General features: G+C 69.2%; 22 protein-coding genes. 8 read left to right on the forward strand and 14 right to left on the reverse strand.

From position 1 onward, the window contains the following. Positions 1–51: 51 nt before the first annotated feature. From AB0H64_RS03860 to AB0H64_RS03870, 3 genes are read right to left on the reverse strand one after another with little or no spacing between them, the layout of a single operon-like run. Positions 52–795: an amino acid ABC transporter ATP-binding protein gene (locus AB0H64_RS03860; protein WP_357619794.1), complete on the reverse strand. Its 744-nt coding sequence runs from the start codon at positions 793–795 to the stop codon at positions 52–54. After that, positions 792–1,631, reverse strand: coding sequence for an amino acid ABC transporter permease (locus AB0H64_RS03865; RefSeq protein WP_357619796.1), 840 nt, complete (start codon positions 1,629–1,631; stop codon positions 792–794). Before AB0H64_RS03865 ends, AB0H64_RS03860 begins: the two co-directional genes overlap by 4 nt. Before the next feature lie 3 nt (positions 1,632–1,634). Continuing rightward, a complete protein-coding gene (locus AB0H64_RS03870; RefSeq protein ID WP_357619799.1) occupies positions 1,635–2,492 on the reverse strand; it encodes an ABC transporter substrate-binding protein in 858 nt (285 codons plus the stop codon). Positions 2,493–2,771: 279 nt separating this feature from the next. Between AB0H64_RS03870 and AB0H64_RS03875 the strand changes: the two genes are divergently transcribed. Continuing rightward, on the forward strand, positions 2,772–3,977 hold the full coding sequence (locus AB0H64_RS03875) for an NADP-dependent malic enzyme (RefSeq protein ID WP_357619801.1): 1,206 nt from the start codon (positions 2,772–2,774) through the stop codon (positions 3,975–3,977). A gap of 175 nt (positions 3,978–4,152) precedes the next feature. Then, positions 4,153–5,511, forward strand: a complete 1,359-nt coding sequence (locus AB0H64_RS03880) for a hypothetical protein (protein WP_357619803.1) — start codon at positions 4,153–4,155, stop codon at positions 5,509–5,511. A 5-nt stretch (positions 5,512–5,516) separates the two neighbouring features. Here AB0H64_RS03880 and AB0H64_RS03885 read toward each other — a convergent pair whose 3' ends face one another. The 5 genes from AB0H64_RS03885 to AB0H64_RS03905 form a co-directional block, all read right to left on the reverse strand. Beyond that, positions 5,517–7,016: a hypothetical protein gene (locus AB0H64_RS03885; protein WP_357619805.1), complete on the reverse strand. Its 1,500-nt coding sequence runs from the start codon at positions 7,014–7,016 to the stop codon at positions 5,517–5,519. 188 nt (positions 7,017–7,204) lie between these two features. Next, positions 7,205–8,716 carry a hypothetical protein gene (locus tag AB0H64_RS03890; RefSeq protein ID WP_357619807.1) on the reverse strand — a complete coding sequence of 504 codons (1,512 nt, stop codon included), beginning with the start codon at positions 8,714–8,716 and terminating at the stop codon, positions 7,205–7,207. Positions 8,717–9,148: 432 nt separating this feature from the next. Continuing rightward, on the reverse strand, positions 9,149–10,660 hold the full coding sequence (locus AB0H64_RS03895) for a hypothetical protein (RefSeq protein WP_357619809.1): 1,512 nt from the start codon (positions 10,658–10,660) through the stop codon (positions 9,149–9,151). A 452-nt stretch (positions 10,661–11,112) separates the two neighbouring features. Then, complete coding sequence (locus AB0H64_RS03900) at positions 11,113–12,279, reverse strand: hypothetical protein (RefSeq protein ID WP_357619811.1); 1,167 nt, start codon at positions 12,277–12,279, stop codon at positions 11,113–11,115. Between the two features lie 201 nt (positions 12,280–12,480). Then, the gene (locus tag AB0H64_RS03905; RefSeq protein WP_357619813.1) at positions 12,481–13,569 is read right to left on the reverse strand and encodes a hypothetical protein; all 1,089 of its coding nucleotides are present in this window, start codon (positions 13,567–13,569) and stop codon (positions 12,481–12,483) included. 302 nt (positions 13,570–13,871) lie between these two features. On the opposite strand from AB0H64_RS03905, the gene AB0H64_RS03910 reads away from it, so the two are divergent. The 3 genes from AB0H64_RS03910 (at position 13,872) to AB0H64_RS03920 (ending at position 16,145) form a co-directional block, all read left to right on the forward strand. Continuing rightward, positions 13,872–14,132: an SSI family serine proteinase inhibitor gene (locus AB0H64_RS03910; RefSeq protein WP_357619815.1), complete on the forward strand. Its 261-nt coding sequence runs from the start codon at positions 13,872–13,874 to the stop codon at positions 14,130–14,132. A gap of 153 nt (positions 14,133–14,285) precedes the next feature. Beyond that, entirely contained in the window at positions 14,286–15,179 is an 894-nt protein-coding gene (locus AB0H64_RS03915) for a hypothetical protein (protein ID WP_357619817.1), read from the forward strand. Positions 15,180–15,188: 9 nt separating this feature from the next. Next, positions 15,189–16,145, forward strand: a complete 957-nt coding sequence (locus tag AB0H64_RS03920) for a zinc-binding dehydrogenase (RefSeq protein WP_357619820.1) — start codon at positions 15,189–15,191, stop codon at positions 16,143–16,145. A 67-nt stretch (positions 16,146–16,212) separates the two neighbouring features. Here AB0H64_RS03920 and AB0H64_RS03925 read toward each other — a convergent pair whose 3' ends face one another. The 5 genes from AB0H64_RS03925 to AB0H64_RS03945 all read right to left on the reverse strand — a co-directional run bounded on the left by AB0H64_RS03925 (position 16,213) and on the right by AB0H64_RS03945 (position 22,741). Further along, a complete protein-coding gene (locus AB0H64_RS03925) occupies positions 16,213–16,938 on the reverse strand; it encodes a PadR family transcriptional regulator (protein ID WP_357619822.1) in 726 nt (241 codons plus the stop codon). Further along, positions 16,935–17,768 carry a DUF4097 family beta strand repeat-containing protein gene (locus tag AB0H64_RS03930; RefSeq protein WP_357619824.1) on the reverse strand — a complete coding sequence of 278 codons (834 nt, stop codon included), beginning with the start codon at positions 17,766–17,768 and terminating at the stop codon, positions 16,935–16,937. Before AB0H64_RS03930 ends, AB0H64_RS03925 begins: the two co-directional genes overlap by 4 nt. Positions 17,769–17,863: 95 nt before the next feature. Further along, complete coding sequence (locus AB0H64_RS03935; RefSeq protein WP_310708615.1) at positions 17,864–18,040, reverse strand: DUF6104 family protein; 177 nt, start codon at positions 18,038–18,040, stop codon at positions 17,864–17,866. Between the two features lie 141 nt (positions 18,041–18,181). After that, positions 18,182–21,865, reverse strand: a complete 3,684-nt coding sequence (locus AB0H64_RS03940) for a multifunctional oxoglutarate decarboxylase/oxoglutarate dehydrogenase thiamine pyrophosphate-binding subunit/dihydrolipoyllysine-residue succinyltransferase subunit (protein WP_357619826.1) — start codon at positions 21,863–21,865, stop codon at positions 18,182–18,184. Between the two features lie 204 nt (positions 21,866–22,069). Next, the gene (locus tag AB0H64_RS03945) at positions 22,070–22,741 is read right to left on the reverse strand and encodes a phenylalanine--tRNA ligase beta subunit-related protein (RefSeq protein ID WP_357619828.1); all 672 of its coding nucleotides are present in this window, start codon (positions 22,739–22,741) and stop codon (positions 22,070–22,072) included. Between the two features lie 73 nt (positions 22,742–22,814). On the opposite strand from AB0H64_RS03945, the gene AB0H64_RS03950 reads away from it, so the two are divergent. Together AB0H64_RS03950 and AB0H64_RS03955 are read left to right on the forward strand one after the other, a co-directional pair. After that, a complete protein-coding gene (locus AB0H64_RS03950; RefSeq protein WP_357619830.1) occupies positions 22,815–23,429 on the forward strand; it encodes a helix-turn-helix domain-containing protein in 615 nt (204 codons plus the stop codon). Next, positions 23,426–24,712 (forward strand): MFS transporter, encoded by a 1,287-nt coding sequence (locus AB0H64_RS03955; protein ID WP_357619832.1) that lies wholly within the window; start codon positions 23,426–23,428, stop codon positions 24,710–24,712. The genes AB0H64_RS03950 and AB0H64_RS03955 overlap by 4 nt, the downstream gene beginning before the upstream one ends. A 5-nt stretch (positions 24,713–24,717) precedes the next feature. Here AB0H64_RS03955 and AB0H64_RS03960 read toward each other — a convergent pair whose 3' ends face one another. Beyond that, a complete protein-coding gene (locus AB0H64_RS03960) occupies positions 24,718–25,569 on the reverse strand; it encodes a glutathione S-transferase C-terminal domain-containing protein (RefSeq protein WP_357619835.1) in 852 nt (283 codons plus the stop codon). A gap of 45 nt (positions 25,570–25,614) precedes the next feature. Here AB0H64_RS03960 and AB0H64_RS03965 point away from each other — a divergent pair, with 45 nt between their 5' ends. Beyond that, positions 25,615–26,682: an MBL fold metallo-hydrolase gene (locus tag AB0H64_RS03965; RefSeq protein ID WP_357619837.1), complete on the forward strand. Its 1,068-nt coding sequence runs from the start codon at positions 25,615–25,617 to the stop codon at positions 26,680–26,682. Positions 26,683–26,771 lie beyond the last annotated feature (89 nt).

Genomic DNA, 26,771 nt, shown 5'->3' on the forward strand with positions numbered 1-26,771 from the left:
ACGGTGAGGGCCCGGGTGGGCGCCCTGGACGGGCGCCCAGCGGGGCGAACCTCAGCCCTCGGGGTGCAGGACGCGCCGCAGGAACGTGCGGGTCCGCTCCTCGCGGGGCTCGCCGATGACCTGGGCGGGCGGCCCGTCCTCGACGATGACGCCGCCGTCCATGAACACGACCCGGTCCGCGACCTCGCGGGCGAAGGCCATCTCGTGGGTCACCACGAGCATGGTCATGCCCTCCTCGGCCAGCTTGCGCATGACCGCGAGCACATCGCCGACCAGCTCGGGGTCGAGCGCCGAGGTCGGCTCGTCGAACAGCATCAGGTCGGGGCCCATGGCCAGCGCCCTGGCGATGGCCACGCGCTGCTGCTGGCCGCCGGAGAGCTGGGCGGGGTAGGAGCCCGCCTTCTCGCCGACGCCCACCCGGTCGAGGTTGGCCCGGGCGACCTCCTGGGCCTCCTTCTTGCCGCGCCTGAGCACCCGCTGCTGGGCGATCATGACGTTCTGCAGGGCGGTCATGTGCGGGAAGAGGTTGAACTGCTGGAACACCATGCCGATGCGGCGCCTGACCGCGTCGATGTCCACGTCGGGATCGGTGACCTCGACGCCCTCCACCAGCACCTTGCCCCTGGTCGGCTGCTCCAGCAGGTTCACGCAGCGCAGCAGCGTGGACTTCCCCGAGCCCGACGGTCCGATCACGCACACCACCTGACCGGCCTCGACGGTGCAGTTGATGCCCTGCAGCACCTCGTTCCTGCCGAAGTGCTTGTGCAGGTCCCTGATCTCGATGGCGGGCGTCATCGGGCCCTCACCTTCCGCTTCTCCAGCCGGCTCGAGAGGTGGCCCAGCGGGATCGTGACCAGCAGGTACGTCAGGCCCGACACCATGATGGGCGTGGCGTTGGCGTACTGCGAGGCCAGGTCGTTGCCGAACTTGGCCAGCTCGACGTACTGACCGGACACGCCCAGGAAGAGGACCAGCGACGAGTCCTTGAGCAGCGACACGAACTGGTTGGTGGTCGGCGGGATGACGATCCGGATGGCCTGCGGGATGACCACGGTGACCTGCGACCTGAAGGCGGACATACCGAGCGACCTGGCGGCCTCGGTCTGGCCCTTCGGCACGGCCTGCAGGCCGGCCCGGAACACCTCCGCCTGGTAGGCCGCGCCGACCAGGCCGAGGCCCAGGATGCCCTGGCCGTACGTGCCGCCGGGCACCGCGAAGCCGGGCAGGGCCAGCGGCAGGAAGGTGATCAGCAGGAAGATGAGCAGAGCCGGCAGACCGCGGAAGATCTCGATGTAGAGCCCCGAGATCCAGCGGTACGGCCGGACGGTGGACAGCCGCATGAGCGCGAGCACCAGCCCGACCACGAAGGAGAAGAGGAACCCGCCCACCGAGTAGATGATCGTGTTCCTCAGTGCGATCGTGAACAGCTCGGGCAGGGCCTTCTCCGCCACGTCCAGCTTGGCGAAGTTCTGCGCCAGGCTGGGCCAGTCGGCGTACAGGATGACGCCGACGAGGATGGCGAGCAGGACGACGTACTGGACCGCGCGGCTGATCCGCTGCTTCTTGCGCGGGCTGAGCCGGGCCTTCGCGCCCGGCTCAGCCGTCACCGGCGGTGGTAGGTGGTCCGTCATGGATCAGCTCAGCTCGCCCGGCTTCTTGCCGAACCACTTCACGAAGATCTGCTCGTACGTGCCGTCGGCCTTGGCCTGGGTGATCGTGTCGTTGATGGTCTTGAGCAGCACCGGGTCGGCGTTCTTCTTCAGGCCGATGCCGTACTGCTCGCCCGTGTCGAGGCTGGCGATCAGCTCGAACTTGTCGGCGATCTCCGGCTTCTTCAGCCAGGTGAGCACCACCGGGAGGTCCTGCACGATCACGTCGGCCTGGCCGGCCTGCAGCGCCAGCAGCTCCTTGGAGGAGTCGGCGTACTCGGTCGGGTCGAACCCCTGCTTCTTGACGTAGTCGAGGCCGGTCGTGCTGGCCTGCGCGCCGAGCTTGAGGCCCTTGGCCTTGACGTCCTCCAGCGACTTGGCGCCCGTGCCCTTCTTGGCCAGCAGGGCCTGCGTGGCGTCGAAGTACGGCTCGGAGAACGTGATGTTCTGCTTGCGCTCGGGCGTGATCGTCATGCCGGCCGCGGCGACGTCGCACTTGCCGGTGGCCATGGCCGCGCCGCTCTTGATGACCGCGAAGTCGATGTCCACGATCTGCTGCTGGACGCCGAGCTTCTTGGCGACCAGGTCGACGATGTCCACGTCGAATCCGACGATCTTGCCGTCCTTGTCCTTGAACTGGAACGGCTCGTACGGGATGTTCGTGCAGGTGGTGAGCTTGCCCGGGGTGACGAGCTTGGCTCCGCCCGCGGCCGTGCCGCCTCCGGTGGTGGCGGAGGTGGAGCCGCTCCCCGAGCCACCGCCACAGCCGGACAGCGCCAGGACGGCGGTAAGGGCGAGCGCGCCGATGGCTTGGCCACGGCTGCTCCTGGGCCAGAGGGCCATGTCAGGCCTCCTCGTGAGATATACCAAAAAGTCGGATTTGGTGAAGTTTAAGTGGCAGGTTGCCCGGGTCCGTCATCGGACATTTAACAATGTGTCAACGGAACGGCGTCGGCAGGGATACCTGTGGTCGTGTCGGCGTGTGGCACTATGAGGCGACGGGTGACCCCCGTAACCCCTCACGAGACGATCGGGAGGGGACCCTGGCGGCTACCGAAGCCAGGCCTCTCGCGCCGTCTGCCGAAGGTCCTTCGTCCGTCCGATGAGTACTGGGGTCTCTCTGTGACTGCCTCTTCTGCTTCGTCAGCATCCTCCCCCCTCGATTCACTCGACCTCGATCCTGTCTTCGCCCTGCACCGCGGCGGCAAGCTGGAGGTCCGCTCCACCATTCCCGTCCGCGACGCCGACGACCTGTCACTGGCCTACACCCCCGGTGTCGCTCGGGTCTGCACCGCCATCGCCGACACGCCGTCCCTCGTCAACGACTACACGTGGGTCTCCAACGTGGTGGCCGTCGTCTCCGACGGCACCGCCGTCCTCGGCCTCGGCGACATCGGCCCGGCCGCCGCCATGCCGGTCATGGAGGGCAAGGCGCTGCTGTTCAAGGAGTTCGGCGGCGTCGACGCGGTCCCGATCTGCCTCGACTGCACCGACGTGGACGCGCTGGTCGAGACCGTCGTCCGGCTCGCGCCCTCGTTCGGCGGCATCAACCTCGAGGACATCAGCGCCCCCCGCTGCTTCGAGGTCGAGGACCGCCTGCGCGAGCTGCTCGACATCCCCGTCTTCCACGACGACCAGCACGGCACCGCCATCGTCGCCCTGGCCGCCCTCACCAACGCCGCCCGCCTCACCGGCCGCACGCTCGGCGACCTGCGTGTCGTCGTCGCCGGGGCCGGGGCCTCCGGCGTCGCCGTCACCCGCATCCTGCTGGAGGCCGGCATCGGCGACATCGCCGTGGCCGACTCCAAGGGCATGATCCACCCCGGCCGCGACGGCCTCAACCCGGTCAAGGCGGCCCTGGCCCGCGACACCAACCGGGCCGGCCACCAGGGCTCCACCGAGGAGGCGCTGGCCGGGGCCGACGTGTTCCTCGGCCTGTCCGGCTCCACCGTGTCGGAGGAGGCCATCGCGTCCATGGCGCCCGAGTCGATCGTGTTCGCGCTGTCCAACCCGACTCCCGAGGTGTCCCCGGCCGTGGCCGCGCGGCATGCCCGGGTGGTCGCCACCGGCCGCTCCGACTTCCCCAACCAGATCAACAACGTCCTCGCCTTCCCCGGAGTCTTCCGCGGGGCGCTCGACGTCCGCGCCACCACCATCACCGAGAACATGAAGGTCGCCGCCGCCGCCGCGCTCGCTGCCGTGGTGGGCGACGACCTCGCGGCCGGCTACGTCATCCCCAGCCCCTTCGACAAGCGGGTCGCCCCCGCCGTCACCGCCGCTGTGGCCGAGCAGGCCAGGAGGGACGGGGTCGCCCGCGTCGAAGGGTGACGGGTACAGCATCTGCCGGGCCGGCGTCCGGGTAGTTCGCGCGAGCATCGGGAAAGCGCAAAACTTCCTTTACTCAGCGTGCTATAACAGGAGCCCTCTGTAAGGACGCCGGCTCCGCCTCCCTCGGTGAGGAGGCCACGACGTGGCCGGCTCCACTCCCGCGGTGAGGAGAGCGATGACACGCGAGCCCAACAGACTGCTGCGGCAGCTCATCGCGGAGTCGGGTTTCTCCCACAAAGGGCTGGCCAGGCGCCTCAACGAGCTGGGCGCGACGCGCGGCACCCCGGGCCTGAAGTACGACCACAGCTCCGTCCTGCGATGGATCGGTGGTCAGCGGCCCAGGGAGCCCGTGCCGGCGCTGCTCGGCGAGATCTTCGCGCTCCGGCTCGGCAGGCCCGTCAGACCCGAAGACCTGGGCATGCCGACGATCATCACCCCCCTCGACCTCGGGCAAGAGTTCACGCACACGTGGCAGGAGGGGGTCGCGACCGTGACGGCGCTGTGGAAGGCCGACGTGGAGAGACGGAGATTCCTGATCGACTCCACGTTCGCGATAGGAGCGGGCTCCGTGGGAGCCGTACGCTGGCTGACGTCCCCACCGGAAGACCGTCTCGACGGCGGCGGCCCACGGCGTGTGGGCCGGGCCGACATCGCGGCCATCCACGAGGTGACCCGCTCCTTCGGCGAGCTGGACAACCGGTTCGGCAGCGGGCGCGTGCGCGCGTCCGTGGTCAAGTACCTCGACACCGCCGTCGCGCCGCTCCTCAGGGACGGCACGTACGGCGAGAGCACCGGCAAGCAGCTCGCCGCCGCCGCGGCCGAGCTGACCCGGCTGGCCGGCTGGATGGCCTACGACCTGGAGCAGCACGGCCTCGCCCAGCGCTACCTCATCCAGGCGCTCCGCCTGGCCAGGGGAGCCGGCGACGACGCGCTCGGCAGCGAGATCCTGGCCGGGATGGCCCACCAGTCCATCTACATGGGGCAGCCCGCCCACGCTCTCGACCTCGCCAGGGCCGCCCAGCTCGCGGCGCAGCGGTCGGGCATCCAGACCCTGATGGCCTCCTGCCACGTCCTGGAGGCCCACGCCCACGCCGGTCTCGGCGACGCCCAGGCCTGCGCCGCCAGCCTGCACCAGGCCGAGCTGGCCTTCGACCGCCGCTCGCCGGGGCGTGAGCCGGCGTGGCTGAGCTACTTCGACGAGGCGTACCTCGCGGCCAAGTTCGCCCACTGCTTCCGCGACCTCGGCGACGGGGAGCGGGCCGTGCGCCAGGCCCGCCGCTCGCTCGACATGGACGGCCGCTACGTGCGGGGCCGCATGTTCAACCTGTCGCTCCTGGCCGCCGGGCTGCTGCAGTGCGGCGAGCTGGAGGAGGCGTGCGGGGTGGCGGCGGGCGCGCTGGACCTCGCCGGGGAGCTCCAGTCGGTCCGGTCCCGGTCCTACGCCACGGACCTGCGCCGGCGGCTGGAGCCGTACCGGCGCGAGCCCGCGGTGACGTCCCTGTACGAACGCACCCGGGCCCTCGCGCCGGTCTGACCCCGTTACTGGCCGATCAGCTCGCCGTTCGGGCCGACGACCGTCTTCGTCGCGGCGTAGTTCGCCTTGTTGTAGACGTCGGCGACCTCGCCGTCGAAGTAGGCGGAGCTGATGAAGTCGATCCGGTCGTTGCCGTCCTGGTCGTGGAACAGGCTCGTGATGCCGTTGAGGTAACCGGTGCGCTTGTTGTTGTCGTACCGGAGCAGCCACGGCGCGCCGTCGGACCCGCCGGTCATCGAGCACTTCAGCACCTGGTGCGTCTCGACCTTGAACATGTTGACCTGGTAGGTCTTGGTGCCGGTCTTGCCGGAGCACACCTTGGGGGTCAGACCGGTGAAGGGGCGGTCGCCGTCGGGGTGCGGGGCCGACGGGTAGCCGAAGACGGTGACCTTCTGGCCCATGGGCTGGTTCCAGGCCACACCCTGGCCGCCCACGACGTCCCCGAGCCGCCCGGCGTCCTTGGCCAGGCCGATGGTGAAGACCGTCCTGAAGTAGTCGGTCTTGGCGGTCTCCTTGACCCAGTAACCGACGAAGTAGTGGGTGACGGTGAAGTTGCCCCCGTCGTCGATCCTCCGGTAACCCGGGCCCTTGTAAGCGGTGTACTCGCTCTGAGTCACATAGTCGACGACCGTCTTGGTCGGCTCCTGCGCCCCGTTGGCCTCACCGGTCGGAGCCTTGTCGAAGTCCTCCTTGGCGACTTCCTTGAAGGCCCGCTTCTTGTTCGGGTACAACGGGCCGACGACGTCGGTGAGTGTGGACAGCTTCGCCCAGCAGTCGGACGTCTCGCCGCCGTGCAGGTCGACGCACTTCTTGTATGTGGCCGCGTCGATGGGCTCGTCCTTGGCCCACTTGTCGCCCGCCCACTTGTCGTACTCCGCCTTCGTCACCGTCTTCTCACCAGAGAGCGTGAAGCCGTTGTGCACGGCCACGAACGCGAAGTCGCCGTCGTAGTCGTCGTAGGTGTCGAGGTCGTAGGCGGTGAAGGCGTACGCGCCCGCGTAGACGCCGAAGGGGGCCTTGCCCTGGTAGTAGCCGGGCACGAACACCCACTTGCTGAAGACGTCCTTGCCCTGCTCGTAGACGCAGTGGCCGGCGGTGGCGACCAGGTTGCGGTTCCTGGACTGGATCGAGGTGGCGGAGCACCAGCGGTAGTCGCCGCCGCGGTCGAGGAAGAACACCTTGCCGGTCGTCTTCGGCAGGTTCACGTTCCTGGTCTTGGGGGCCGCGCCGGTGGTGCCCGTGGGAGCCGCCATGCCCGGCTTGCCGTCAGCCGAGGTGGTCGAGGGGCGGACGAGCTTGGGCACGTCCTTGGCGTCGACACGGAACTCGGTGGCCTTCTTCAGCGCGGCGCCGTTGGCGTCCAGCCAGAAGTACGCGGCGCGGTAGGCGTCGGCGGGCTTGGGGGAGAGGGGGTCACTCGCCCAGGTCGGCGTGGCGGTGGCGGGGGCGGCGAGGACGGCGGCGCCGAGACCGGCGACGGCAAGGGGGACGAGCAGGCGCTTCACTGGGGGGCTCCACAAAATTGTCAAGAGGTTGGTAAAGACCCTATCGACACATACGTCACTTCGGTAAGCCCCCGTACCAAAAGAGATGTACTGCACCCGGGAAAGGCCGAAGGGCCCGGCAGAAGCCGAGCCCTTCGGGTCAAGCTGGTGAACGATGACCTAGGGCCGCCGTTCGGTACCGCGCTGAACTACTTGACGAGCTTGCCGGACCACACGGCCGCAGCGGCCTTGTAGATCGCGGCGGTCTCGCCGTCGAAGATCGGCGAGGTGATCGTCTCGTAGCGGTTGTTGCTGTCCACGTCCACGATGAGGCTGGTCACACCGGTGACGTAGCCGAGACGCTTGGCGTTGCTGTACTTGGCCAGCCAGGGGCCACCGTCGTAGCCGGCGGTCACCGGGCAACGGAGCGACTGGTGCTCCTCGACCTTCTTGGCCGGAACCTGAAGGACCTTGGAAGCGGTCTTGCCGTAGCACCACTTCGGCGTGACACCCGTGTAGGGCTTGTTGCCGTCGGGGTGCGGGCCCGCCGGGTAACCGAAGGTACGGACGACGGCACCAGCAGGCTGGTTCCACGCCACACCCTGGCCACCGACGTTGTCGCCGAGGCGACCGACGTCCTTGAGAACGCCGTCCACGATGTAGAACTCGGTGCGGAAGAACTTGACCGTCTTGGACTCGTCCTTGACGCGGTAGTTCACGAAGTAGTGCGTGATCGTGAAGTTACCCTTGTCGTCAATCTTCTTGTAGCCCGGGCCGGAGTACGCCTTGTACACGCTCTCCGGGACGTTCTCTTCCTGCTTCTCACCCTGAGTGAAGATGGAGTTCTTCGCGGGAGTCTTGGCGTACTCCTCGGCCGTGACCTCCTTGATGCCAGGGATCGTCTTGCCCGTGTAGTCGGGGCCGACGATGTCGCTGGAGTCGGTGGACTTGGCCCAGCAGTCCGCGGTCTCCTTGCCGTTGAGGTCCTTGCACTTCCTGTACTCGGCCTCGGAGATCTCGACAGCCTTCGTGAACTTCTGGCCGCCGAACTTGTCGAACTCCTCGCCCGTGACCTTCTTCGGCGTGGCGGCGTTGGGGCCACCGATGCCGTTGTAGACGGTCACGAACGCGTAGTCGCGGTCGAAGTCCTCGTACACGTCCAGGTCGTAGTGGGTGAAGGCCTGCTTGCCCACGTAGACACCGAACGGAGTCTTGCCCTGGTAGTAGCCCGGGACGAAGACCCAGCGGCTCACGACCTCGTTGTTGGCAGCCATGTCGTAGACGCAGTGCCCGGCCGTGGCGACCAGGTTGCGGTACTGCGACTGGATGGAGGTGCCGGAGCACCAGTACAGCTTGCCGTCGCGGCCCTCGAAGAAGACCTTGCCGATGGTCTTCGGCAGGTTGACGTTCTGCGTCTTGACCGCGGTCTTCTTCTCCTCGCCGATCGGCAGGGCCGAGCCCGGCTTGGTGTCGGCGGAGTAGCCGCCGCCGCTCTTGATCTTCTTGACCTCGAGCGAGTCGGGGTTGAAGGCGACGGCCTGCGTCAGAGCGGCGTTGTTGGACTTGGTCCAGAAGTCAACGACCTCGGCGGCCTGCGCCTCGGTCTTGGCCAGAGCGTCGCTCGCGACGTCGCCCTGGGCCTGAGCAGTGCCGGCCAGACCAGCAGCCAGCAGACCGGTGGCCAGAATGGCGCCACCGGCGGGGAGGAGGATGCGCTTCAAGGTAACTCCTTGGGCTGTCGTGGAACGCTTCTTGCGTCCCATGCGTCAGTAAAGGGATAGCCAGAACATACAGGCGTGATCTTGATGGCGGGAAGCCACTTTGGAAGGAAAAGAGGGGGCTTGTCGCCCGTGATCGTTCTGTGATGTTTGGGCCAGCTATCGCCGCGACTTGGCCGAAGTGCCTGACGCGCCCGTTTTCCCTGATCAACATAAGGGAGTTGTCAGTGTGGCTTCTGAGGGCAGCGTGCCGATGATCCGCTCCGACTCTGGCCAATGTGACGCAGATCACAGAGCTTTGATGGCACCGTCTGCGCGCCCGATGCGTCCAAACGACCCGCACTTTCCCCGGGAACGCCGAAGGGCCCGGCGAAAGCCGGGCCCTTGACGAGTGACGCGGGGTGGATCGGCCTCATGCCGATCACGGTGCGTTACTTAGAGGATCTTGCCGGACCACACGTTCGAGGCGGACTTGTAGATCGCCGCGGTCTCGCCGTCGAAGTACGGCGAGGAGATGTAGTCGACACGACCGTTGGCGTCCTGGTCGTTGAAGGTGCTGGTGACACCGTTCACGTAGCCGAGACGCTTGCTGTTGCTGTAGTTGACCAGCCACGGACCACCGTCGGCGCCCTCGGTCATCGAGCACTTGAGGGCCACGTGCTCCTCGATCTTCTTGGCGGCGGAGCCGACAAGCTTCTTCGAGGTCTTCCCGTAGCACCACTTCGGCGTGATGCCCGTGAAGTTCTTGTTGCCGTCGGGGTGCGCGGCGGCCGGGTAGCCGAACACGCGGACGTACTTGCCGGTGGGCTGGTTCCAGGCGACACCCTGACCGCCGACGTTGTCACCGAGACGGCCGGCGTCCTTCGCGAAGCCCTCGATGATGTAGAAGACGGTCTTGTAGTAGCCCTTGATGTCGGTCTTCTTCACCCAGCTCTTGATGAAGTAGTGGGTGATGGTGAAGTTGCCGCGCTCGTCGATCTTGCGGTAGCCCGGGCCCTTGTAGCTCTCGTACTCGGACTTGGTGACGTTCTCCGTCTTGGTGGCGCGGGGAGCCTTGGTGCCGTTGACCTTCTTGCCCGTGGGCGCGGCGTCGTACTGCTCCTTGGTGACCTCGGTCAGAGCCTTGACCGCACCGGGGTAGTCCGGACCGACGTTCTCGACCTTGGTGTCGGTCTTGGCCCAGCAGTCCGGGGTCTCGCCGCCGTTGAGGTCCTTGCACTTCTGGTACTCGGCCTCAGTGATCGCCACGTCCTTGGCGTCCTTGATGCCCTGGTACTTGTCCCAGTCGGCCTTCGAGACCTGCTTGGCGGTGGCATTGCCCAGCTGGATGCCGTTGTACACGGTCACGAACGCGTAGTCGCGGTCGTAGTCCTCGTACACGTCGAAGTCGTAGTGCGTGAACGCCTGCTTACCGACGTAGATGCCCCACGGCGACTTGCCCTGGTAGTAGCCCGGGACGAAGACCCACTTGGACATGACGTCCGAGTTGCCGGCCGTGTCGTAGACGCAGTGACCGGCCGTGGAGACCAGGTTGCGGTACTTGGACTGAATGGAAGTGGCGGAGCACCACTTCTTCTCGCCCTTGCTGTTGACGAAGAAGACCTTGCCGATGGTCTTCGGCAGGTTCACGTTCTGAACCTTGACCGTGGTCTTCTTCTCCTGGCCGATCGGCGAGGCCGAGCCCGGCTTGGTGTCGGCGCTGTAGCCGCCCTTGCTCTGGAGCTTGGCGACATCGCCCTTGTCCCAGACGTTGGACTCGGTCGCGGCCTTGAGGGCCGCACCGTTGCTCTCGGCCCAGTACTGGGCGATGGCCTTGGCGTCGGCCGCGCTCTTCGCCATCGGGTCGGTGGCGACGTCTCCGGCGGCCGAGGCGGAACCGGCCAGGCCGGCAGCCAGAAGGCCGGTAGCCAGGATGGCTCCACCGGCGGGGATGAGGATGCGCTTCAAGGGAACTGCTCCTTGGTCTGTCGTGAGACGCAACATGCGTCCCATGCGTCAGTAAAGGGATAGCAAGGAACATAGCGCGGTGATCTCCGCAGGTGGAACCCGGTTTGACCGATTCGGTAGGCGCCCTTACCGCCGTGACCTTTCCGTGACCAGTCAGTGATCTTAGCGATCGGTGATCAAGGGGTCACGTTTTCGCTGGGTATCGCGGCGTTCCGTAAGGCCCGGGTAAAGCTGGATCAATCGGGCATGACGGAGAGTGGTCGCCCATATGTGACCTAGATCACAGGAACCAAAACAGGCTCCAACTCCGTCTAATCCTGCTCCACCGTCGGATGATCTTCGGAATCGGCGTCCGCAACGGGGTTCGCGACCCCTCCCCTCCTCTTCGCGTCCCAAACCGGAGACGCAAAAAGGGGCCCGGCCGAAGCCGGGCCCCTCTCTGCAGCGGGGTGTTACTTGTACAGCTCGCCGTTAGGGCCGACGATCTTGCCGGACCAGACGTTCTTGGCCGCGTTGTAGACCGACGCCGTCTCCCCGTCGAAGTACGGCGAGGTGATGTAGTCGATGCGGTCGTTGCCGTCCTGGTCGGCGAACGTGCTCGTCACGCCGTTGACGTAGCCGAGGCGCTTGCTGTTGCTGTAGTTGCTCAGCCAGGGGCCGCCGTCGAAGCCCGGGGTGACCGGGCACTTGAGGCCCACGTGCTCCTCGATCTTGAGCCAGGAGGCGCCCACGGCCTTGCCGGTGGTCTTGCCGTAGCACCACTTCGGCGTCACGCCGCTGTAGGGGCGGTTGCCGTCCGGGTGCGGGCCGGCCGGGTAGCCGAACGCGCGCACGTACTTGCCGGTGGCCTGGTTCCACGCCACACCCTGGCCGCCGACGTTGTCGCCCAGGCGTCCCGCGTCCTTCGACAGCAGGATGTAGTAGTGGCCGCCCCAGCTGCGCTTCGGGCCGCTGAACCGCTCGTAGTCCTTGCGGTCCACCTGCTTGACGCCCTCGAAGGCGATGCCGTTGAAGACGGTCACGAACGCGTAGTCGCGGTCGTAGTCCTCGTAGACGTCGAAGTCGGTGTGGGTGAACGCCTGCTTGCCGACGTAGATGCCGAACGGCGCCTTGCCCTGGTAGTAGCCGGGCACGAACACCCAGTTGCTCAGCACGTCCTTGTTGCTGTCCGTGTCGTACACGCAGTGACCGGCCGTGGCGACCAGGTTGCGGTAGTTGGACTGCACCGACGTGGCCGAGCACCAGCGGAACTTGCCGGACCCGTCGACGAAGAAGACCTTGCCGACCGTCTTGGGCAGGTTGACGTTCTGCACGCGGCCGACGGGCCTCTTCTCCTCGCCGATGGGCGAGGCGCTGCCGGGGTTGCCGTCCGCGGTGTAACCGCCCTTGGAGACGACCTTCCGGACCTCCTTGTCGTCCCAGGTGTACGCCGTGGCGGCGCGCAGCGCGGCGCCGTTGGAGGCGAGCCAGAACGACGCGACCGAGGAGGCCTGTGACGTGCTGCGGGCCATGGGGTCGGTGGCGATGTCGGCTCTGGCCTGCGCGGTGCCGGTCAGGCCGGCGGCCAGGAGGCCGGTGGCCAGGACGGCGCCACCGGCGGGGAGGAGGATTCGCTTCAAGGTAACTCCAGGCTTTGCCTTGTGCTGTCGTGGGGCTCCGTACATCCCCCGATGCAGCAAACGGACAGCCGGGAACCTATCGGGCTGACTGCGTGTCTGGGAATTTGCGGAAGATCATGTCAGGCCCGTGTGAAGCGGCCGTGATCATTCCGAGATCCGATCTTCGCTGATCACCGTGATGGTTGCCACGCTCTGTGTGCGTTACGTCACATTTGCGGGCGTGGTGACCGACGCCGCGTGCCGGTAGACCTCGCCGGTGGCGGTGGTGAAGTTGGGGGAGGAGACGGCGTCGTAGCCGTCCTTGGCGTCCCGGTTCCACGTGAGGCTGTTGATGCCGTTCAGCGCGCCGAGGCCCTGTCCGGCCTGGTAGTCGATCAGCCAGGGACCGCCGCTGGCGCCCGCGGTGAAGTTGCACGGCTGGATCTGCACGCCGTACTGCAGGTCGAGGCTGGGGGCGACGGTCCAGCGGGTGCTGCCCGCGCAGCTCATCAGCTTGCGCCCGTCGAACGGCCGGGTGCCGTCGGGCTGCGGGCCGGCCGGGTAGCCGAAGGTGGTGACGCGGTTGCCCACGCTCTTGGCTACCGCGAGGCCCTGGCCGCCGACGATGTCCTGGAGACGGCCGACGTCCTGCATGACGAGCTTGCCGCCCTTGGAGACCCAGGTGAAGCCGCGGTGCACGCTGACGAACGCGTAGTCGTAGTCGTAGTCGCCGCGGCCGGGCCAGTGCTCGTGCATGCTGATCGCCGCGCCGACGTAGATGCCGTCGGGCGTCTCGCCGTTGGGGCCGGGGTTGGGGACGAAGATCCAGGAGTCGGCGGGCTTGGCCTGGCGGGCGTCGTACGCGCAGTGCGCGGCGGTGGCGACGACGCTGCGGTTCTTGGCGGCGATCGAGCTGGCCGAGCACCAGTACTCCTTGTCGCCGAACCGGAAGAACACCTTGCCCATGGTCCGGGCGGTCGAGCCCTTCGACGGCAGCTCCGGTGACACGCTGAGCGGGATGTTGGCCGCCCGGGCCGCGGTGAGCTGCCGGCTGGGGACGGCGGTGGCGCCCGCCGCCGTGGAGGAGGCCTGGGTCGCCGGCGTGGCGGGGCTGTAGCTGTCGGCCCTCTTGAGACGGTCCGGCTTCCAGGTCTCGGCGACCTTCTGGACGTCCGCGGCCGTCCTGGCCAGGGTCACCGAGTAGACCCAGCTGCTGGTCCGCGCCGACGCGGTCCCCCCGAGCGAGGTCACCCCGAGCGCGAGCAGCGCGCTGAGCGCGACGGCTGCCAGTCGCCGGACCGGGGGGATCATGGAAATGCCTTTCCTTAGGGTGTTAAGGGTGGATTTTTCCAGATCAACTGACTGTATTGCAGCTCGGATAGAGATTCGTTATCTGATCAAGTGTGACTTGTGTCCCATAAGAACGGTGTCAAGGAGACCGTCCGGATAGGTGAGACTGCTCCCACGTGTCGGTCGTTGCCGCAGGTCAGAGGCCAGGGCAGGCTGCGAGCATGCGTCGACTTCTCTGTCTCGCCGTGCTTTCCTGTACGGCATTCGCCGCCTCGCCCGCCGTGGCCGAGACTCGCTCTCCTGACACGGACCGGAGGCTTTTCGTGATCATTGTTGGCGACAAGGGGGGCGTGCTGTCCTGCAAGGCACGTTCGTCGAAGCCCGCCTGCATCGCCCTCGAAAGGGCCGGCGGCGACCCCGCCCGGCTGCCCTCGCGTACCGACGCGGTCTGCACGATGGAGTACAACCCGGTGCGCGTCTCGGCGCTCGGCATCTGGGCGGGCCGGCCGGTCCGCTACGAACGCACGTTCTCCAACGGCTGTGAGATGTCGGCCGCGACGGGCTCGGTCTTCCAGCTGCCCTGACGGTCACACCGCGACGGGACCCCGGCCGACGGCCGGGGTCCCGTCGTCATGCGGTGGGGGAAGGTCAATGTGGCGATCAGGTGAATGCGCGGCACCCCGACACTGGTCTGGACTGAGGCGGAAGGCGAGAGCGCGCACGACATGAGGACGGCCGTGGCCGATCAGTTCGACGTCATCGAGGCCGGAGGGCAGGGCCGCCGCCGGCGGTGGACCGGTGTGGCGGTGCTCGTGGCGCTGCTCGCCATCCCGGTCGCCGGGCTGCTCGCCGGCCGCGACCCCGAACCCGACCCGCGGTCCCTCCCCCCAGGACACGGGACCACCCGCCCCGCCGCGCCCCTGACCACGACGAGGGCCGAGCCCAACCTCCTGCAGGTCACCCCCAGGGTGAAGGGCGGCGACGAGGTCCTTCGCGTCGTCTTCCCCGACGGCGCCCCCGCCGAGGTCCGCTACCCGTCGCGGGTCGGGCTCGCCGCACTCGGCTCGCGGCCGTTCCAGGGCGTCTGGGTGGCCGGCCAGTACCGCCGCATGTCCGCGCCGTACGGCGGCGAGGCCGAGGTGTCGAAGGGCGGCCCGCCGCTCCGGAGCCTCACGCCGAACGTCGACCTGTGGCCGCGCCAGCCGGGCAGCGGCTCGTACGGGCAGGTGCTGCTGTTCGCGTTCGGCCACTGGCGCCTCGCGCTGTACGACCGGCCCGACGGGCTGAGCTTCGAGCAGCGCATGGCGGCGGCCGGGCACATCCGCGGCCGGGTGACCAAGGGCGGCTACCTGGTGCTGACCGCCACGCCCCCGGTCCGCCTGGCCGCGCCGGGGGAGACCGTCCAGGGCGACCCGGTGGGGCCGCAGCTCTGGTTCGGCGGTGTGGCGGGCGACGTCGTGGGCCTCATCCCGGTGCCGGACTGCGGCCGTGCCTCCCAGCCGCCCATGATGATCGACCGCCGTGGCCGGTCGGCCAGGGTTGTCTGCCGCGACGGGGTGCAGATCGCCGCCGCCGGCTCGCCCGCGTTCGTCGAGCGGGCGGTCAAGGAGATCCGGATCACGCTGAAGTAGGGTGCGGCCATGTTCGCCGTAACCGCCACACAGACAGATCCCGACAACCCTCTGGCCGGGCTGACGCTCGGTGAGCGGCCCGAGCCCGAGACCCCGGACGGCTGGACCACCGTCACCGTACGGGCCGCCGCGCTCAACCACCACGACCTGTGGACGCTCAAGGGCGTCGGCATCCGCCAGGACCGGCTGCCGATCGTGCTCGGCTGCGACGCGGCCGGGGTCGACGAGGACGGCAACGAGGTCATCGTGCACGCGGTGATCGGCAGCGGCGCCGACGAGACGCTCGACCCGAAGCGCTCGCTGCTGTCGGAGGTCCACGACGGCACGTTCGCCGAGCGGGTCGCCGTGCCGCGCCGCAACCTCGTGCCCAAGCCGGCCGCGCTCACGTTCGAGCAGGCGGCGTGCCTGCCGACGGCCTGGCTGACCGCCTACCGGATGCTCTTCGACAAGGCGGGGCTCCAGCCGGGCTCGACGGTGCTCGTGCAGGGAGCGGGCGGCGGTGTCGCCACCGCGCTGATCGCGCTGGGCCGCGCCGGGGGCTTCCGTGTCTGGGCCACCAGCCGCTCGGCGGACAAGCGGGAGCGGGCCCTGGAGCTGGGAGCCGACCAGGTCTTCGAGACGGGCGCGCGGCTGCCCGAGCGGGTGGACGCGGTGATGGAGACCGTCGGCCAGGCCACCTGGGACCATTCGCTCAAGTCGCTCAGGCCGGGCGGCCGGATCGTGGTGTCGGGCGCGACCAGCGGCGCGGTGCCGCCGGCCGACCTGAACCGGGTCTTCTTTCTCCAGCTCTCCGTGGTGGGCACCACCATGGGCACCCGTGACCAGCTCCAGCGCCTGGCGGTCTTCCTGGAGCAGACGGGGGTGCGGCCGGTCGTCGACCGGACGCTGCCGCTGGCCGAGGCCCGCGACGGGTTCGCCGCGCTGGCCGCGGGCGACGTGTTCGGAAAGATCGTCTTCACCGCCTGACACGCCGCTCACCTGCCGCGCTCGCCGCGCCGCTCCGGGGCCCAGCGCCGTCGGCCGCGCCTGACCGTCACCGGAGCGCGTCGCGGATCCGTCCGGACGCCTCGTCCAGTGCGGCGCGCACGCGCTCCAGCCGCTCGCGGTCCAGCCGGGGGTCGGACGCCTGCTCGCGCACCTGGGCCACGAAGTCGGCCAGCATGCCGCCGAGCTCCGCGTCGAGCTGGGCCCGCGAGGCCGGAGCGCCGCCGAGCGTGGACCACACCTCGGCCCAGATCCGGCGCCACTCGGTCGTCAGCCGCTGGCTCTCGCCCTGCCAGTGCTGCGCGTGCTCCAGCCACTGCCGCTTCTGCTGCTGCTTGAGCCGCTCCATGTCGGCCTTCTGCCGGCGGAGGTCGGCCGGCGAGCCGACGCGCACGTCCTTGGCCATCCTGGTCAGCTCCTCGCGCAGCGACTTGACCGTGTCGCGCACGTCCTCCTTGACCTCGCGCGCGATGTCGCGCACGGAGGCGGAGATCTCCTGCTCCAGGTCGTCGAGCTCGTCGAGGCGGGCGTTCAGCTCCTCGCGGCCCTTGTCGGTGATCGAGAACACCTTCTTGCCGTCGACCACCTCGTGCGTGACCAGCCCCTCCTCCTCCAGGCGGGCCAGGCGCGGGTAGATGGTGCCGGGGGAGGGTGAGTACACGCCGAGGAATCGGTCCTGGAGCAGCCGGATCACCTCGTAGCCGTGGCGGGGGCTCTCGTCCAGCAGCTTCAGCAGGTACAGCCGCAGGCGGCCGTGACCGAACACAGGGCTCATTCTTTCTCCCCCTTGAGCAGCGCCACCTCGCCGGAGACCGTCGTCGCCGACAGCGAGGCCATGCCGCCACCGAGCCGACCCGACAGCGACTTCGCGCCGGGCCTGCTCTCGTTGGACAGTTTCTCGAACGTGCTGACCAGCCGTCCGGAGGTGGACCGCAGCCGCACGTCCGCCTCCACGTCCTCGGGCAGCCTGACCAGGATGTCACCCGAGACGCTGGCGAGCGTCACATGACCCGTCGGCCGCAGCTCCAGGTCTGCCGTGACACGGCCGGACACGCTGTTGGCGCGCAGCCGGCGCGGGACCCCCTGGGCGACGGTCAGGTCGCCGGACACGCTGGTGAACGACAGGTCGCCGGCCATGGCCCGGCTCTCGACGCTGCCGGACACGGTGCCGGCGCTCACCTCGCCGCTCACGCCGTCGAGCACGACGTCTCCGGAGACGCTCTTGACCGAGGTGAGGTTCTCGAACCCGGCGATCACCGCCGAGGCGTTGACCACACCCGCCTTGACCTGGCAGTCCTTCGGCACGGTCAGCGTGGCGACGGTGCGCCGCAGCTTGTTGCGTATCAAGTCGAGCATGCCGTCCCAGGTGAGGTCCTTGTAGGCGACGGACAGCTCGCCGGTCTCCTCGTCGTACGTCACGATCAGCGGCGCGCCGGTGATCTCGGCGATCTCGAGGGCGGGCGGGCCGTCGCTGGCGAGCACCGCGAGCCGGCCCCCTACGATCCGCACGTCAAGCGCCCGCACCGGCCCGAACGTCAGCTGTCCGGAGTCGTCGATGGTCCAGTGCTGCATGGTCCCCGCCCTTTCTGGCGACACGCTCTTCACGTAAGACACGATATGTCGCGTCCTACGGAAACTCAAGATGTATCGCGTTTACGCGGGCCGATGCGGCACCGGAAGGCGGACGGGTCCTCCCGCCGTCACTCGTCCTCGTCGTCGAGGCGGGCCAGCCAGGTGGCCAGCCGCTCGATCGGGGTCTCGAACTCGGGGTTGAGGTCCACGAACTCGCGCAGCCGCTCACCCAGCCAGAGGAGGCTGACCTCCTCCTCGCCGCGCCTGTCGACCAGCTCCTCGATCCCCCGGTCGGTGAAGTACATCGTGCTCCGTTTCGATCGCCGTGCTGCCGGGACACGGGGTCCCCGGCCTCAACTCTAGTAAGCCCGCCGCGCCGCCCGGTCCGGGCCGCTCAACGAGAAACCCCCGCCGGCGCGGGCCGGCGGGGGTCTCGGACGAGCCGATCAGCCGAAGATCTGGCTGAGCATCTCGTGCAGCTCGTTGTCGTGAGCGTTGTGCGAACCGGCCGCGGGCGAGCTGTTGGCCGGGCGGGACACGCGGCTGAGCGCGCGACCGCCGAACAGCTGCGGGTCCTCGGCCAGCTTGAGCGCGAGGTACGGCCACGGGCCCATGTTGATCGGCTCGTCCTGCGCCCAGACGAGCTGCGCCTGCTGGCCGTAGCGGCCCAGCTCGGCGGCCAGCTCGTCACCCGGGAACGGGTAGAGCCGCTCCAGCCGCACGATCGCGACGTCGTCGCGGCCGCTCTCGTCGCGCTTGGCCGCCAGGTCGTAGTAGACCCTGCCGGAGCAGAGGACCACCTTGGTGACCTTCGCCGGATCGACGGTCGTGTCGCTGAGAACCGGCTGGAACGTGCCCGAGGTGAAGTCGTCCGCCTTGGACGTGGCCCCCTTGTGGCGCAGCAACGACTTGGGCGTGAAGACCACCAGCGGCTTGTGCCGGCCGGACTCCACCTGCCAACGCAGCAGGTGGAAGTAGTTGGCCGGGGTGCTCGGCTGGGCGACCGTCATGTTGTCGAGCGCGCAGACCTGGAGGAAGCGCTCGATGCGGGCCGAGGAGTGGTCGGGACCCTGCCCCTCGTAGCCGTGCGGCAGCAGCAGCACGACCCCCGACTTCTGGCCCCACTTCTGCTCACCGGACGAGATGAACTCGTCGATGATCGTCTGAGCGCCGTTGACGAAGTCGCCGAACTGCGCCTCCCAGGCCACCAGGGCGTCCGGGCGCACGACGCTGTAGCCGTACTCGAAGCCGAGCGCCGCGAACTCGCTGAGCAGCGAGTCGTAGACGTAGAACTTCGTGGTGCCCTGGTTGAAGGTCTTCAGCGGGGTGTGCTCCTCGCCGGTCAGCCGGTCGACCAGCACGGCGTGGCGCTGGGTGAACGTGCCGCGGCGGGAGTCCTGGCCGACCAGACGCACCGGGTGGCCGTCGATGAGCAGCGACCCGAAGGCCAGCGTCTCACCCGTGCTCCAGTCGATGGCGTCCTGCTCGACCATCGTGCCGCGGCGCTGGATCACCGGCGCCAGGCGCGGGTGCGGCGTGAAGCCCTCGGGCAGGTTGAGCTGGGTGTCGATGATGCGCTTGAGCGTCTCGTCGCTGATGGCCGTCGGCGTGTCGTCGTGCGACCACTTGACCACCTCGGTGGGCGGCACCCGCATCGCGCCCGCCTCCAGCGGCTTCTTGGCCGCCTCGCGGGTCTCGGTGAACGCCTGCTCCAGCTTGGCCTGGTAGTCGCGCAGCGCCTGCTCGGCCTCCTCGACCGTGATGTCGCCCCGGCCGATCAGCGCCTCGGTGTAGAGCTTGCGGGTCGAGCGCTTGGCGTCGATCAGGTCGTACATCAGCGGCTGGGTGAAGGCCGGGTTGTCGCCCTCGTTGTGGCCGCGGCGGCGGTAGCAGATGAGGTCGATGACCACGTCCTTGCGGAACGTCTGGCGGTACTCGTAGGCGAGCTGCCCGACGCGGACCACGGCCTCGGGGTCGTCGCCGTTGACGTGGAAGATCGGCGCCTGGATCATCCGCGCGACGTCGGTCGCGTAGACGCTGGAGCGGGACGAGGCCGGCGAGGTGGTGAAGCCGACCTGGTTGTTGACCACCACGTGCACGGTGCCGCCGGTGCGGTAGCCGCGCAGCTGCGACAGGTTGAGCGTCTCGGCCACGACGCCCTGGCCGGCGAAGGCCGCGTCGCCGTGGATGAGCACCGGCAGGACCGTGAAGCCCTCCTCGCCGCGCTCCAGGAGGTCCTGCTTGGCGCGGACGACGCCCTCCAGGACGGGGTCCACCGCCTCCAGGTGCGACGGGTTGGCCACCACCGAGGCGGTGATGGTCTTGCCGCTCAGCGCGGTGAACTCGCCGGCCGCGCCCAGGTGGTACTTCACGTCGCCGGATCCGTGCGCCGTGCGCGGGTCGATGTTGCCCTCGAACTCGCCGAAGATCTGCGCGTACGACTTGCCGACGATGTTGGCCAGCACGTTGAGGCGGCCCCGGTGGGCCATGCCGATGACGACCTCGTCGAGGCCCTCGTCGGCGGCGTCACTGATCACCGAGTCGAGCAGCGGGATGAGCGACTCGCCGCCCTCCAGCGAGAAGCGCTTCTGGCCGACGAACTTCGTCTGCAGGAACGTCTCGAACGCCTCGGCGGTGTTGAGCCGCGACAGGATGTTGAGCTGCTCCTCGCGGTCGGGGGAGGTGTGCGGCTTCTCCACCCGCGCCTGGATCCAGGCCCGCTCCTCGGGGTTCTGGATGTGCATGTACTCGATGCCGACCGTGCGGCAGTAGGAGTCGCGCAGCACGCCCAGGATGTCGCGCAGCTTCATCAGCGGCTTGCCGCCGAAGCCGCCGGTGGCGAACTCCCGCTCCAGGTCCCACAGCGTCAGGCCGTGGGACTGGATGTCGAGGTCGGGGTGCTTGCGCTGCTTGTACTCCAGCGGGTCGGTCTCGGCCATGAGATGGCCGCGCACCCGGTAGGCGTGGATCAGCTCGATCACCCGGGCGGACTTGGCCACGTCGTCGTCGTGCGAGGCCGAGATGTCGCGCACCCAGCGGACCGGCTCGTACGGGATCCGCAGCGCCTCGAAGATCTCGTCGTAGAAGCCGTCCTCGCCGAGCAGCAGCCGGTGGATCTGGCGCAGGAAGTCGCCCGACTGGGCGCCCTGGATGATCCGGTGGTCGTAGGTGCTGGTCAGCGTCATGACCTTGGAGACGGCCAGGCGCGAGAGCGTCTCGGGGGAGGCGCCCTGGTACTCGGCCGGGTACTCCATCGCGCCCACGCCGATGATCGTGCCCTGGCCGGGCATCAGGCGGGGCACGGAGTGGACGGTGCCGATCGTGCCGGGGTTGGTCAGCGAGATCGTGGTGCCGGCGAAGTCGTCGACGCCGAGCTTGCCCGCCCGAGCCTTTCGGACGATCTCCTCGTACGCCATCCAGAACTGGCGGAAGTCCATCTGCTCGGCCGCCTTGATGGACGGCACGAGTAGCTGGCGCTCACCGTTGCTCTTCTGGACGTCGATGGCCAGGCCGAACCCGACATGCTCGGGCTTGACGAGCGTCGGCTTGCCGTCGACCTCGGCGAAGGAGTGGTTCATCTCCGGCATGGCCTTCAGCGCCTTGACGATCGCGAAGCCGATCAGGTGCGTGAAGGAGACCTTGCCGCCACGTCCCCGCTTGAGGTGATTGTTGATCACGATGCGGTTGTCGATGAGCAGCTTGGCCGGGATGGCGCGGACGCTGGTCGCGGTGGGGACCGACAGCGAGAGGTCCATGTTGGCGGCCGTGCGGGCCGCCGCCCCGCGCAGCCTTATCTCCTCGGCGCCCTTCGGCGCCGGTGCGACCGGCTGCGCCGGCTTGGCGGCCACCCCGTCAGGGGACGGTGCGGCCGGCTTTTCGATGGTCTTGGGGGCCGGAGGAGCCGCCGTCTTGGCGGGTGCCGGGGGAGGCGCGGTCGCTGTGCCGTTCGCCGCCTCCCTGGCCGGGCTCCGGCCCGGTCCGTAGTCAGGGTTGTAGTCAGCGAAGAAGTTCCACCAGGCCTTGTCAACCGACTCGGGGTCCTGGAGGTACTTCTGGTACAGCTCGTCGACAAGCCACTCGTTCTGACCAAAGCTTGCCAGCGGGTTTGTCCGCGACGACTCAGACGACACGGCGGAAATCGCCCTCTTCCGCAGATCGGCGTTGATGTTAGAGAACCTGTCCAAGGTTACTCGTCCCACCCGGCAACGCGCGCCCGGGTGGCCACGCCACCCCGTCGGATCCTTCCAGGACCGTGAACAGGGACCACGCACCCCTAGTCAAAGGGGGTGATGCAGTAAACATCACTGTTTGGTATCAACGCCGAGGGAAGAGGTTTATTTCCCGCCGGACAGCAACCGGCTGGTGATGCGGACGCCCGGGGACAGCTCGGAAAGAAGATCGGCCAGCTCCTCGCCCGCGGCCTTCAGCTCCTCCAGCGACATCGGCTCCAGCCGCTCCAGGAGGAACAGCGCGTTGACCGTCTCCTCGGTGAGCCGCGTGCGCGCCACCTGGCGCCAGTTCCACCTGCGGCAGGTGACGCCCGTGTCGTCGCGCCAGATCACCTCGCCGGCGTCGGGCGTGCCGAGCGCCTCCTCCGACGCCTCGTCGCCGGCCGCCGTGACCAGCCGCGCCGGGCCGTCGTAGCGGTCGAGGTCCTCGCCGCCGATGGGCAGCGCGTGCTTCACGCTGATCGAGTTGTACGCGTCGACGACCTGGTTGATCTCGGGCAGCGGCAGGCGGCGGGTGAGCGCGTCGACCGAGGGCCGGGTGCGCGACGGCTTGGCCCCGAAGGCGCGGTACGCGTCGCGCCACGCCTCGATCTTGGCGGCCCGCGCCTCGCGCTGCTGCTCGCCCTCGGCGGCCAGGTCGGCGGAGGCGGCCTCCAGCCAGCCGCGCGAGCGGTCGTCCGTCGGGCCGTTGCGCAGCCCGTGGGCGGTCATGACCAGGACGGCGAAGTCGGGGCACAGGGCGAGGACGGAGTCGTCCACCCGGATGTCGTCGAGCATGCGAACCAGTTTATGGAGTGGAAAACCGCAAAGAACACTTTGCAAAATTGTCTTTGCGGTCTAGGGTCGAGGCGTGGAGGAGAAGTACGAGATCGGCGACCCGCGGGTGCTGAAGGTGGTGGCCCACCCGCTGCGGGTGCGGCTGCTCGGGCTGCTGCGCATCGACGGGCCCGCGACGGCCAGCGAGCTGGGGCGGGTGGTGGGGGAGAGCTCCGGCTCCACCAGCTACCACCTGCGCGTCCTGGCCCGGTACGGGTTCATCGAGGAGGACGACGACCGGCGCGACGGCAGGGAGCGCCGCTGGCGCGCCCGCCACTTCTACACCTCCTGGGACAACGCCCGCATGGCCGCCACGCCCGAGGGCTGGGAGGCCGTCCGCATCATGCAGGCGCGCCAGGTGGAGGCGCTGGTACGGGCGATGCGGGCGTTCGAGGAGTCCCCGGACCCGGAGTGGGTGCCCACGGCCGGCATGAGCGACCATCTGGCCGTGCTGCCGCCGGAGGCCGTGCGCGAGTTCTACCGGCGGGCGGCCGAGCTGGTCCGCGAGCTGGAAGCACGCCACGCCGGCCACCCCGAGGCGCGGAAGGTCCACCTGTGGGCCGCTGCCTTCCCCAGCGAGACCCGCGACCCCGACCAGCCGACCGAGAGGTTCCCGGAGCCCGAGAGATCCCCGGAGGAGGACACATGACCCCCCGTTCGGCGTTACGCCGCTACCTGCTCGTCTGCTTCCTGACCTGGCTGCCCAGCGGCCTCATGATGACCACGATGATCCTGCTGATGACCGAGCGCGGCCTGAGCCTGGCGCAGATCGGCGTGGCCTTCACCGTGTTCTCCGTCGTCACTCTCTCGCTGGAGCTGCCCACGGGCGGCCTGGCCGACGTCGTGGGCCGCCGCGTGGTGCTGGCCGTGTCGGCCGCGTTCACGGTCGTGTCGCTCACCTTGATGGCGGTGTCCACGACCTTCTGGATGTTCGTGCTGACCGGCGTGCTCAAGGGGGTGGCGCGGGCGCTGTCCAGCGGCCCCGCCACCTCCTGGTACGTCGACACGCTGCACGACCTGGAGGGCCGCGACGCCGACCTCCGGCCGGGGCTGTCGCGCGGCGGCGCGATGGAGTCGGCGGCGCTGTGCCTCGGCGTGCTCGCCGGCGGCTTCGTGCCGCTCGTGGTGCCGCCGGCCGTGCTGCTGCCGCTGGCCGCGCCGCCGCTGCTCGGCGCCGCCGCGGCGGCGATGCTGCTGGCCGTGGTGCTGCTCGCGCTGCCCGAGCCGTCGCACCGGCGGGCGTCGCTGGGGGAGACGCTGCGCGCCGTGCCCGCGACCGTGCTGTCGAGCCTGCGGCTGGCGACCCGTCACGCCGTGCTGCGCCGCCTGATGGTGTACGCCGTGGTGACGGGCGTCGCGCTGACCGCCGTGGAGCTGCTGACGCCCGGCCGGCTGGCCCGGCTGGCCGGGTCGGCGGAGCTGGGCGGGACGGCGTACGCGCTGGTCGCGGCCCTGGGCTTCGCGGGGAGCTCCGTAGGAAACACGGTCGCGCCCCGGGCGGCACGGCTGGCCGGCGGGCCGGTGCGGGGCGCGGCCCTGGGCGTCGTGCTGGCCGCGCTGTCGCTCGGCGCGCTCGCCGCCACCGCCGAGCTGTCCGGGGCGTCCGGGCTGGCGACGGCGGGTACGGCCTACGTCGTCATGTTCGTCGGGTTGTCGATCACGAGCATGCTGTGCCTGGAGATGACCCACCACGCCGTCACCGCGGCGGAGCGCACCACGGTCGCCTCCACGAGCTCACTGGCGCTGCAGGCAGGCGGCGCGCTGTCGAACGTGGGCCTCGGCGTGCTCGCCACCGGATGGGGAACGGGCGTCGCGTGGGGGCTGGCCGCCGTCCTGATGGCCGCCTCGGCGCTGCTGTTCGCCCGGATGCCCGCGCCGGCCCCGGCGGGAGGGCCGCTCGCGGCCGCCTCGCAGCGGCTCGGCTCGGCCTGACGCCGTCACAGGCTCCAGTCGATCGCGGGACCGACCGGGACGATCCGGCTCGGGTTGATGTTCGTCTGCGTCATGTAGTAGTGGCGCTTGATGTGGTCGAAGTCCGTCGTCTCGCCGAAGGCCGGGACGGCGTACAGCCTGCGGGCGTACGCCCACAGCGCGGGGTAGTCGACCAGCCGCCGCACCGAGCACTTGAAGTGCCCGTGGTAGACGGCGTCGAACCTGGCCAGCGTCGGGTAGAGCCGTACGTCGCTCTCGGTCAGCGCGTCGCCGAACAGGTACGGCGAGCCCTTCGCGAGCCGTTCCTCCAGCTCGTCGAGCGTCGTGAAGACGCGGGCCACGGCCTCCTCGTAGGCGTCCTGCGACCGGGCGAAGCCCGCCTCGTAGACCGCGTTGTTGAGGCCGTGGTAGATCCGGTCGTTGAGCGCGTCGATGTCCGGGCGCAGCCGCTCGGGGTACAGGTCCGGCGTGGTGGACCAGGACGTCTCCAGGTCGAGCGTGATCTGGGGGAAGTCGTTGGTGACGATGCGCCGCTCCACGGTGTCCCAGACGGCCGGGACGGTGTAGCGGCCCGTGTAGTCCGGGTCGGTGGCCAGGTACAGCTCCGACAGGTACTCGGGGTCGCCGCCCGGGACGCGCCAGCCCTTCTCGTCGCGGATCGGGTCGACGATCGTCACGTCGAGCAGGTCCTCCAAATGGAGGAGCCGGCGGACGACGAGCACCCGCTGGGCCCACGGGCAGGCGTAGGAGGCGTAGAGCCGGTACCTGCCGGGCTCCGGCGGGCCGAGGCGGTCGGTGAAGCGGTTCGGCTGGCGGGCGAAGCGTCCGTCGCCGGTGGTCTCGCGTTCCAGCTTCATCTCCCCAGTAGAACATAGTTCGGAAATACCTGGACAATCAGTGTCATGGCGAAGTTCGTGGTGACTCCATCCAGTCCGGCCCAGCGCGACGCGTGGCTGCGCGGCGCGCTCCCGGAGGTCGAGCGCGTGCGGCCCGGGCTGTGGTCCGTGCCGGTTCCGATCCCGGTCAACCCCCTGCGGTACGTGCTGGTCTACGTCCTTGAGCTGCCCGACGGCGTCGCCATCGTGGACGCGGGCTGGAACACCGACGAGGCGTACGAGGCGCTGGTCGCGGGGCTCGGCGTGGCCGGCTACGCGATCACGGACGTGAAGGCGGTGCTCGTCACCCACATCCATCCCGACCACTACGGCCTGGCCGGGCGGGTCAGGGAGGCGTCGGGCGCGTGGATCGGGCTGCACCCTGCCGACGCCGCCCTCATCCACGAGCGCTACGACGACGAGGCCGTCGACTCGCTCGTGCGCCGCGAGCGGGAGATGCTCGCCCGCTGCGGCGTGCCCGGCGAGACCGTGGACGAGCTGGCCGGCGCGTCGATGTCCATCAGGCACCTGGTGTCGGCGGTGCGCCCGGACCGGCTGGTGGAGGACGGCGACCGGCTGGACCTGCCCGGCTGGGACCTGCGCGCGCTGTGGACCCCCGGGCACTCGCCCGGCCACCTGTGCTTCGTCTCGCCGTCGCGCGGGGTGCTGTTCTCCGGGGACCACGTACTGGCCAAGATCACCCCGATCGTCGCCGTGCACCCGCAGTCGCGGCCGAACCCGCTGGCCGACTACCTCGACTCGCTGGCCGCCGTGCGCAAGCTGGAGGTGGAGGAGGTGCTGCCGGCGCACGAGTACCGCTTCCGCGACCTGACCGGGCGGGTGGACCACGTGACGGCGCACCACGAGGAGCGGCTGGAGGAGGTCGAGCGGGTCGTCGGCGGGGCCACCGGCGGGATCACGTGCTGGGAGGTGGCCACCCGGCTGACCTGGTCGCGGGCGTGGGAGACGTTCCAGGCGTTCTCTCGTCGCGCGGCCACCAACGAGACGCTCGCGCACCTGGTCTGGCTGGCCGAGCGGGGGAGGATCACCCGCGTTCCCGGCGAACCGGACCGCTGGCACCCGGCCGGCCCGTGAATTTCCTTTAAATCAAGTAGGAATAGTTGCTATGGGGGATGGGCCTGTGTAGCGTCGCACGCATGCGGCAGGCTCCCCCTGTCCTCCCG

It is taken from the genome of Nonomuraea sp. NPDC050733 (genome assembly GCF_040654215.1).
Lineage (GTDB): Bacteria > Actinomycetota > Actinomycetes > Streptosporangiales > Streptosporangiaceae > Nonomuraea.

Coding starts and splice junctions, on each gene's coding strand:
- AB0H64_RS03860 (WP_357619794.1), bottom strand. CDS start 795: ATGACGCCCGCCATCGAGATCAGGGACCTGCACAAGCACTTCGGCAGG.
- AB0H64_RS03865 (WP_357619796.1), bottom strand. CDS start 1,631: ATGACGGACCACCTACCACCGCCGGTGACGGCTGAGCCGGGCGCGAAG.
- AB0H64_RS03870 (WP_357619799.1), bottom strand. CDS start 2,492: ATGGCCCTCTGGCCCAGGAGCAGCCGTGGCCAAGCCATCGGCGCGCTC.
- AB0H64_RS03880 (WP_357619803.1), top strand. CDS start 4,153: ATGACACGCGAGCCCAACAGACTGCTGCGGCAGCTCATCGCGGAGTCG.
- AB0H64_RS03905 (WP_357619813.1), bottom strand. CDS start 13,569: ATGATCCCCCCGGTCCGGCGACTGGCAGCCGTCGCGCTCAGCGCGCTG.
- AB0H64_RS03920 (WP_357619820.1), top strand. CDS start 15,189: ATGTTCGCCGTAACCGCCACACAGACAGATCCCGACAACCCTCTGGCC.
- AB0H64_RS03925 (WP_357619822.1), bottom strand. CDS start 16,938: ATGAGCCCTGTGTTCGGTCACGGCCGCCTGCGGCTGTACCTGCTGAAG.
- AB0H64_RS03935 (WP_310708615.1), bottom strand. CDS start 18,040: ATGTACTTCACCGACCGGGGGATCGAGGAGCTGGTCGACAGGCGCGGC.
- AB0H64_RS03945 (WP_357619828.1), bottom strand. CDS start 22,741: ATGCTCGACGACATCCGGGTGGACGACTCCGTCCTCGCCCTGTGCCCC.
- AB0H64_RS03955 (WP_357619832.1), top strand. CDS start 23,426: ATGACCCCCCGTTCGGCGTTACGCCGCTACCTGCTCGTCTGCTTCCTG.
- AB0H64_RS03960 (WP_357619835.1), bottom strand. CDS start 25,569: ATGAAGCTGGAACGCGAGACCACCGGCGACGGACGCTTCGCCCGCCAG.
- AB0H64_RS03965 (WP_357619837.1), top strand. CDS start 25,615: ATGGCGAAGTTCGTGGTGACTCCATCCAGTCCGGCCCAGCGCGACGCG.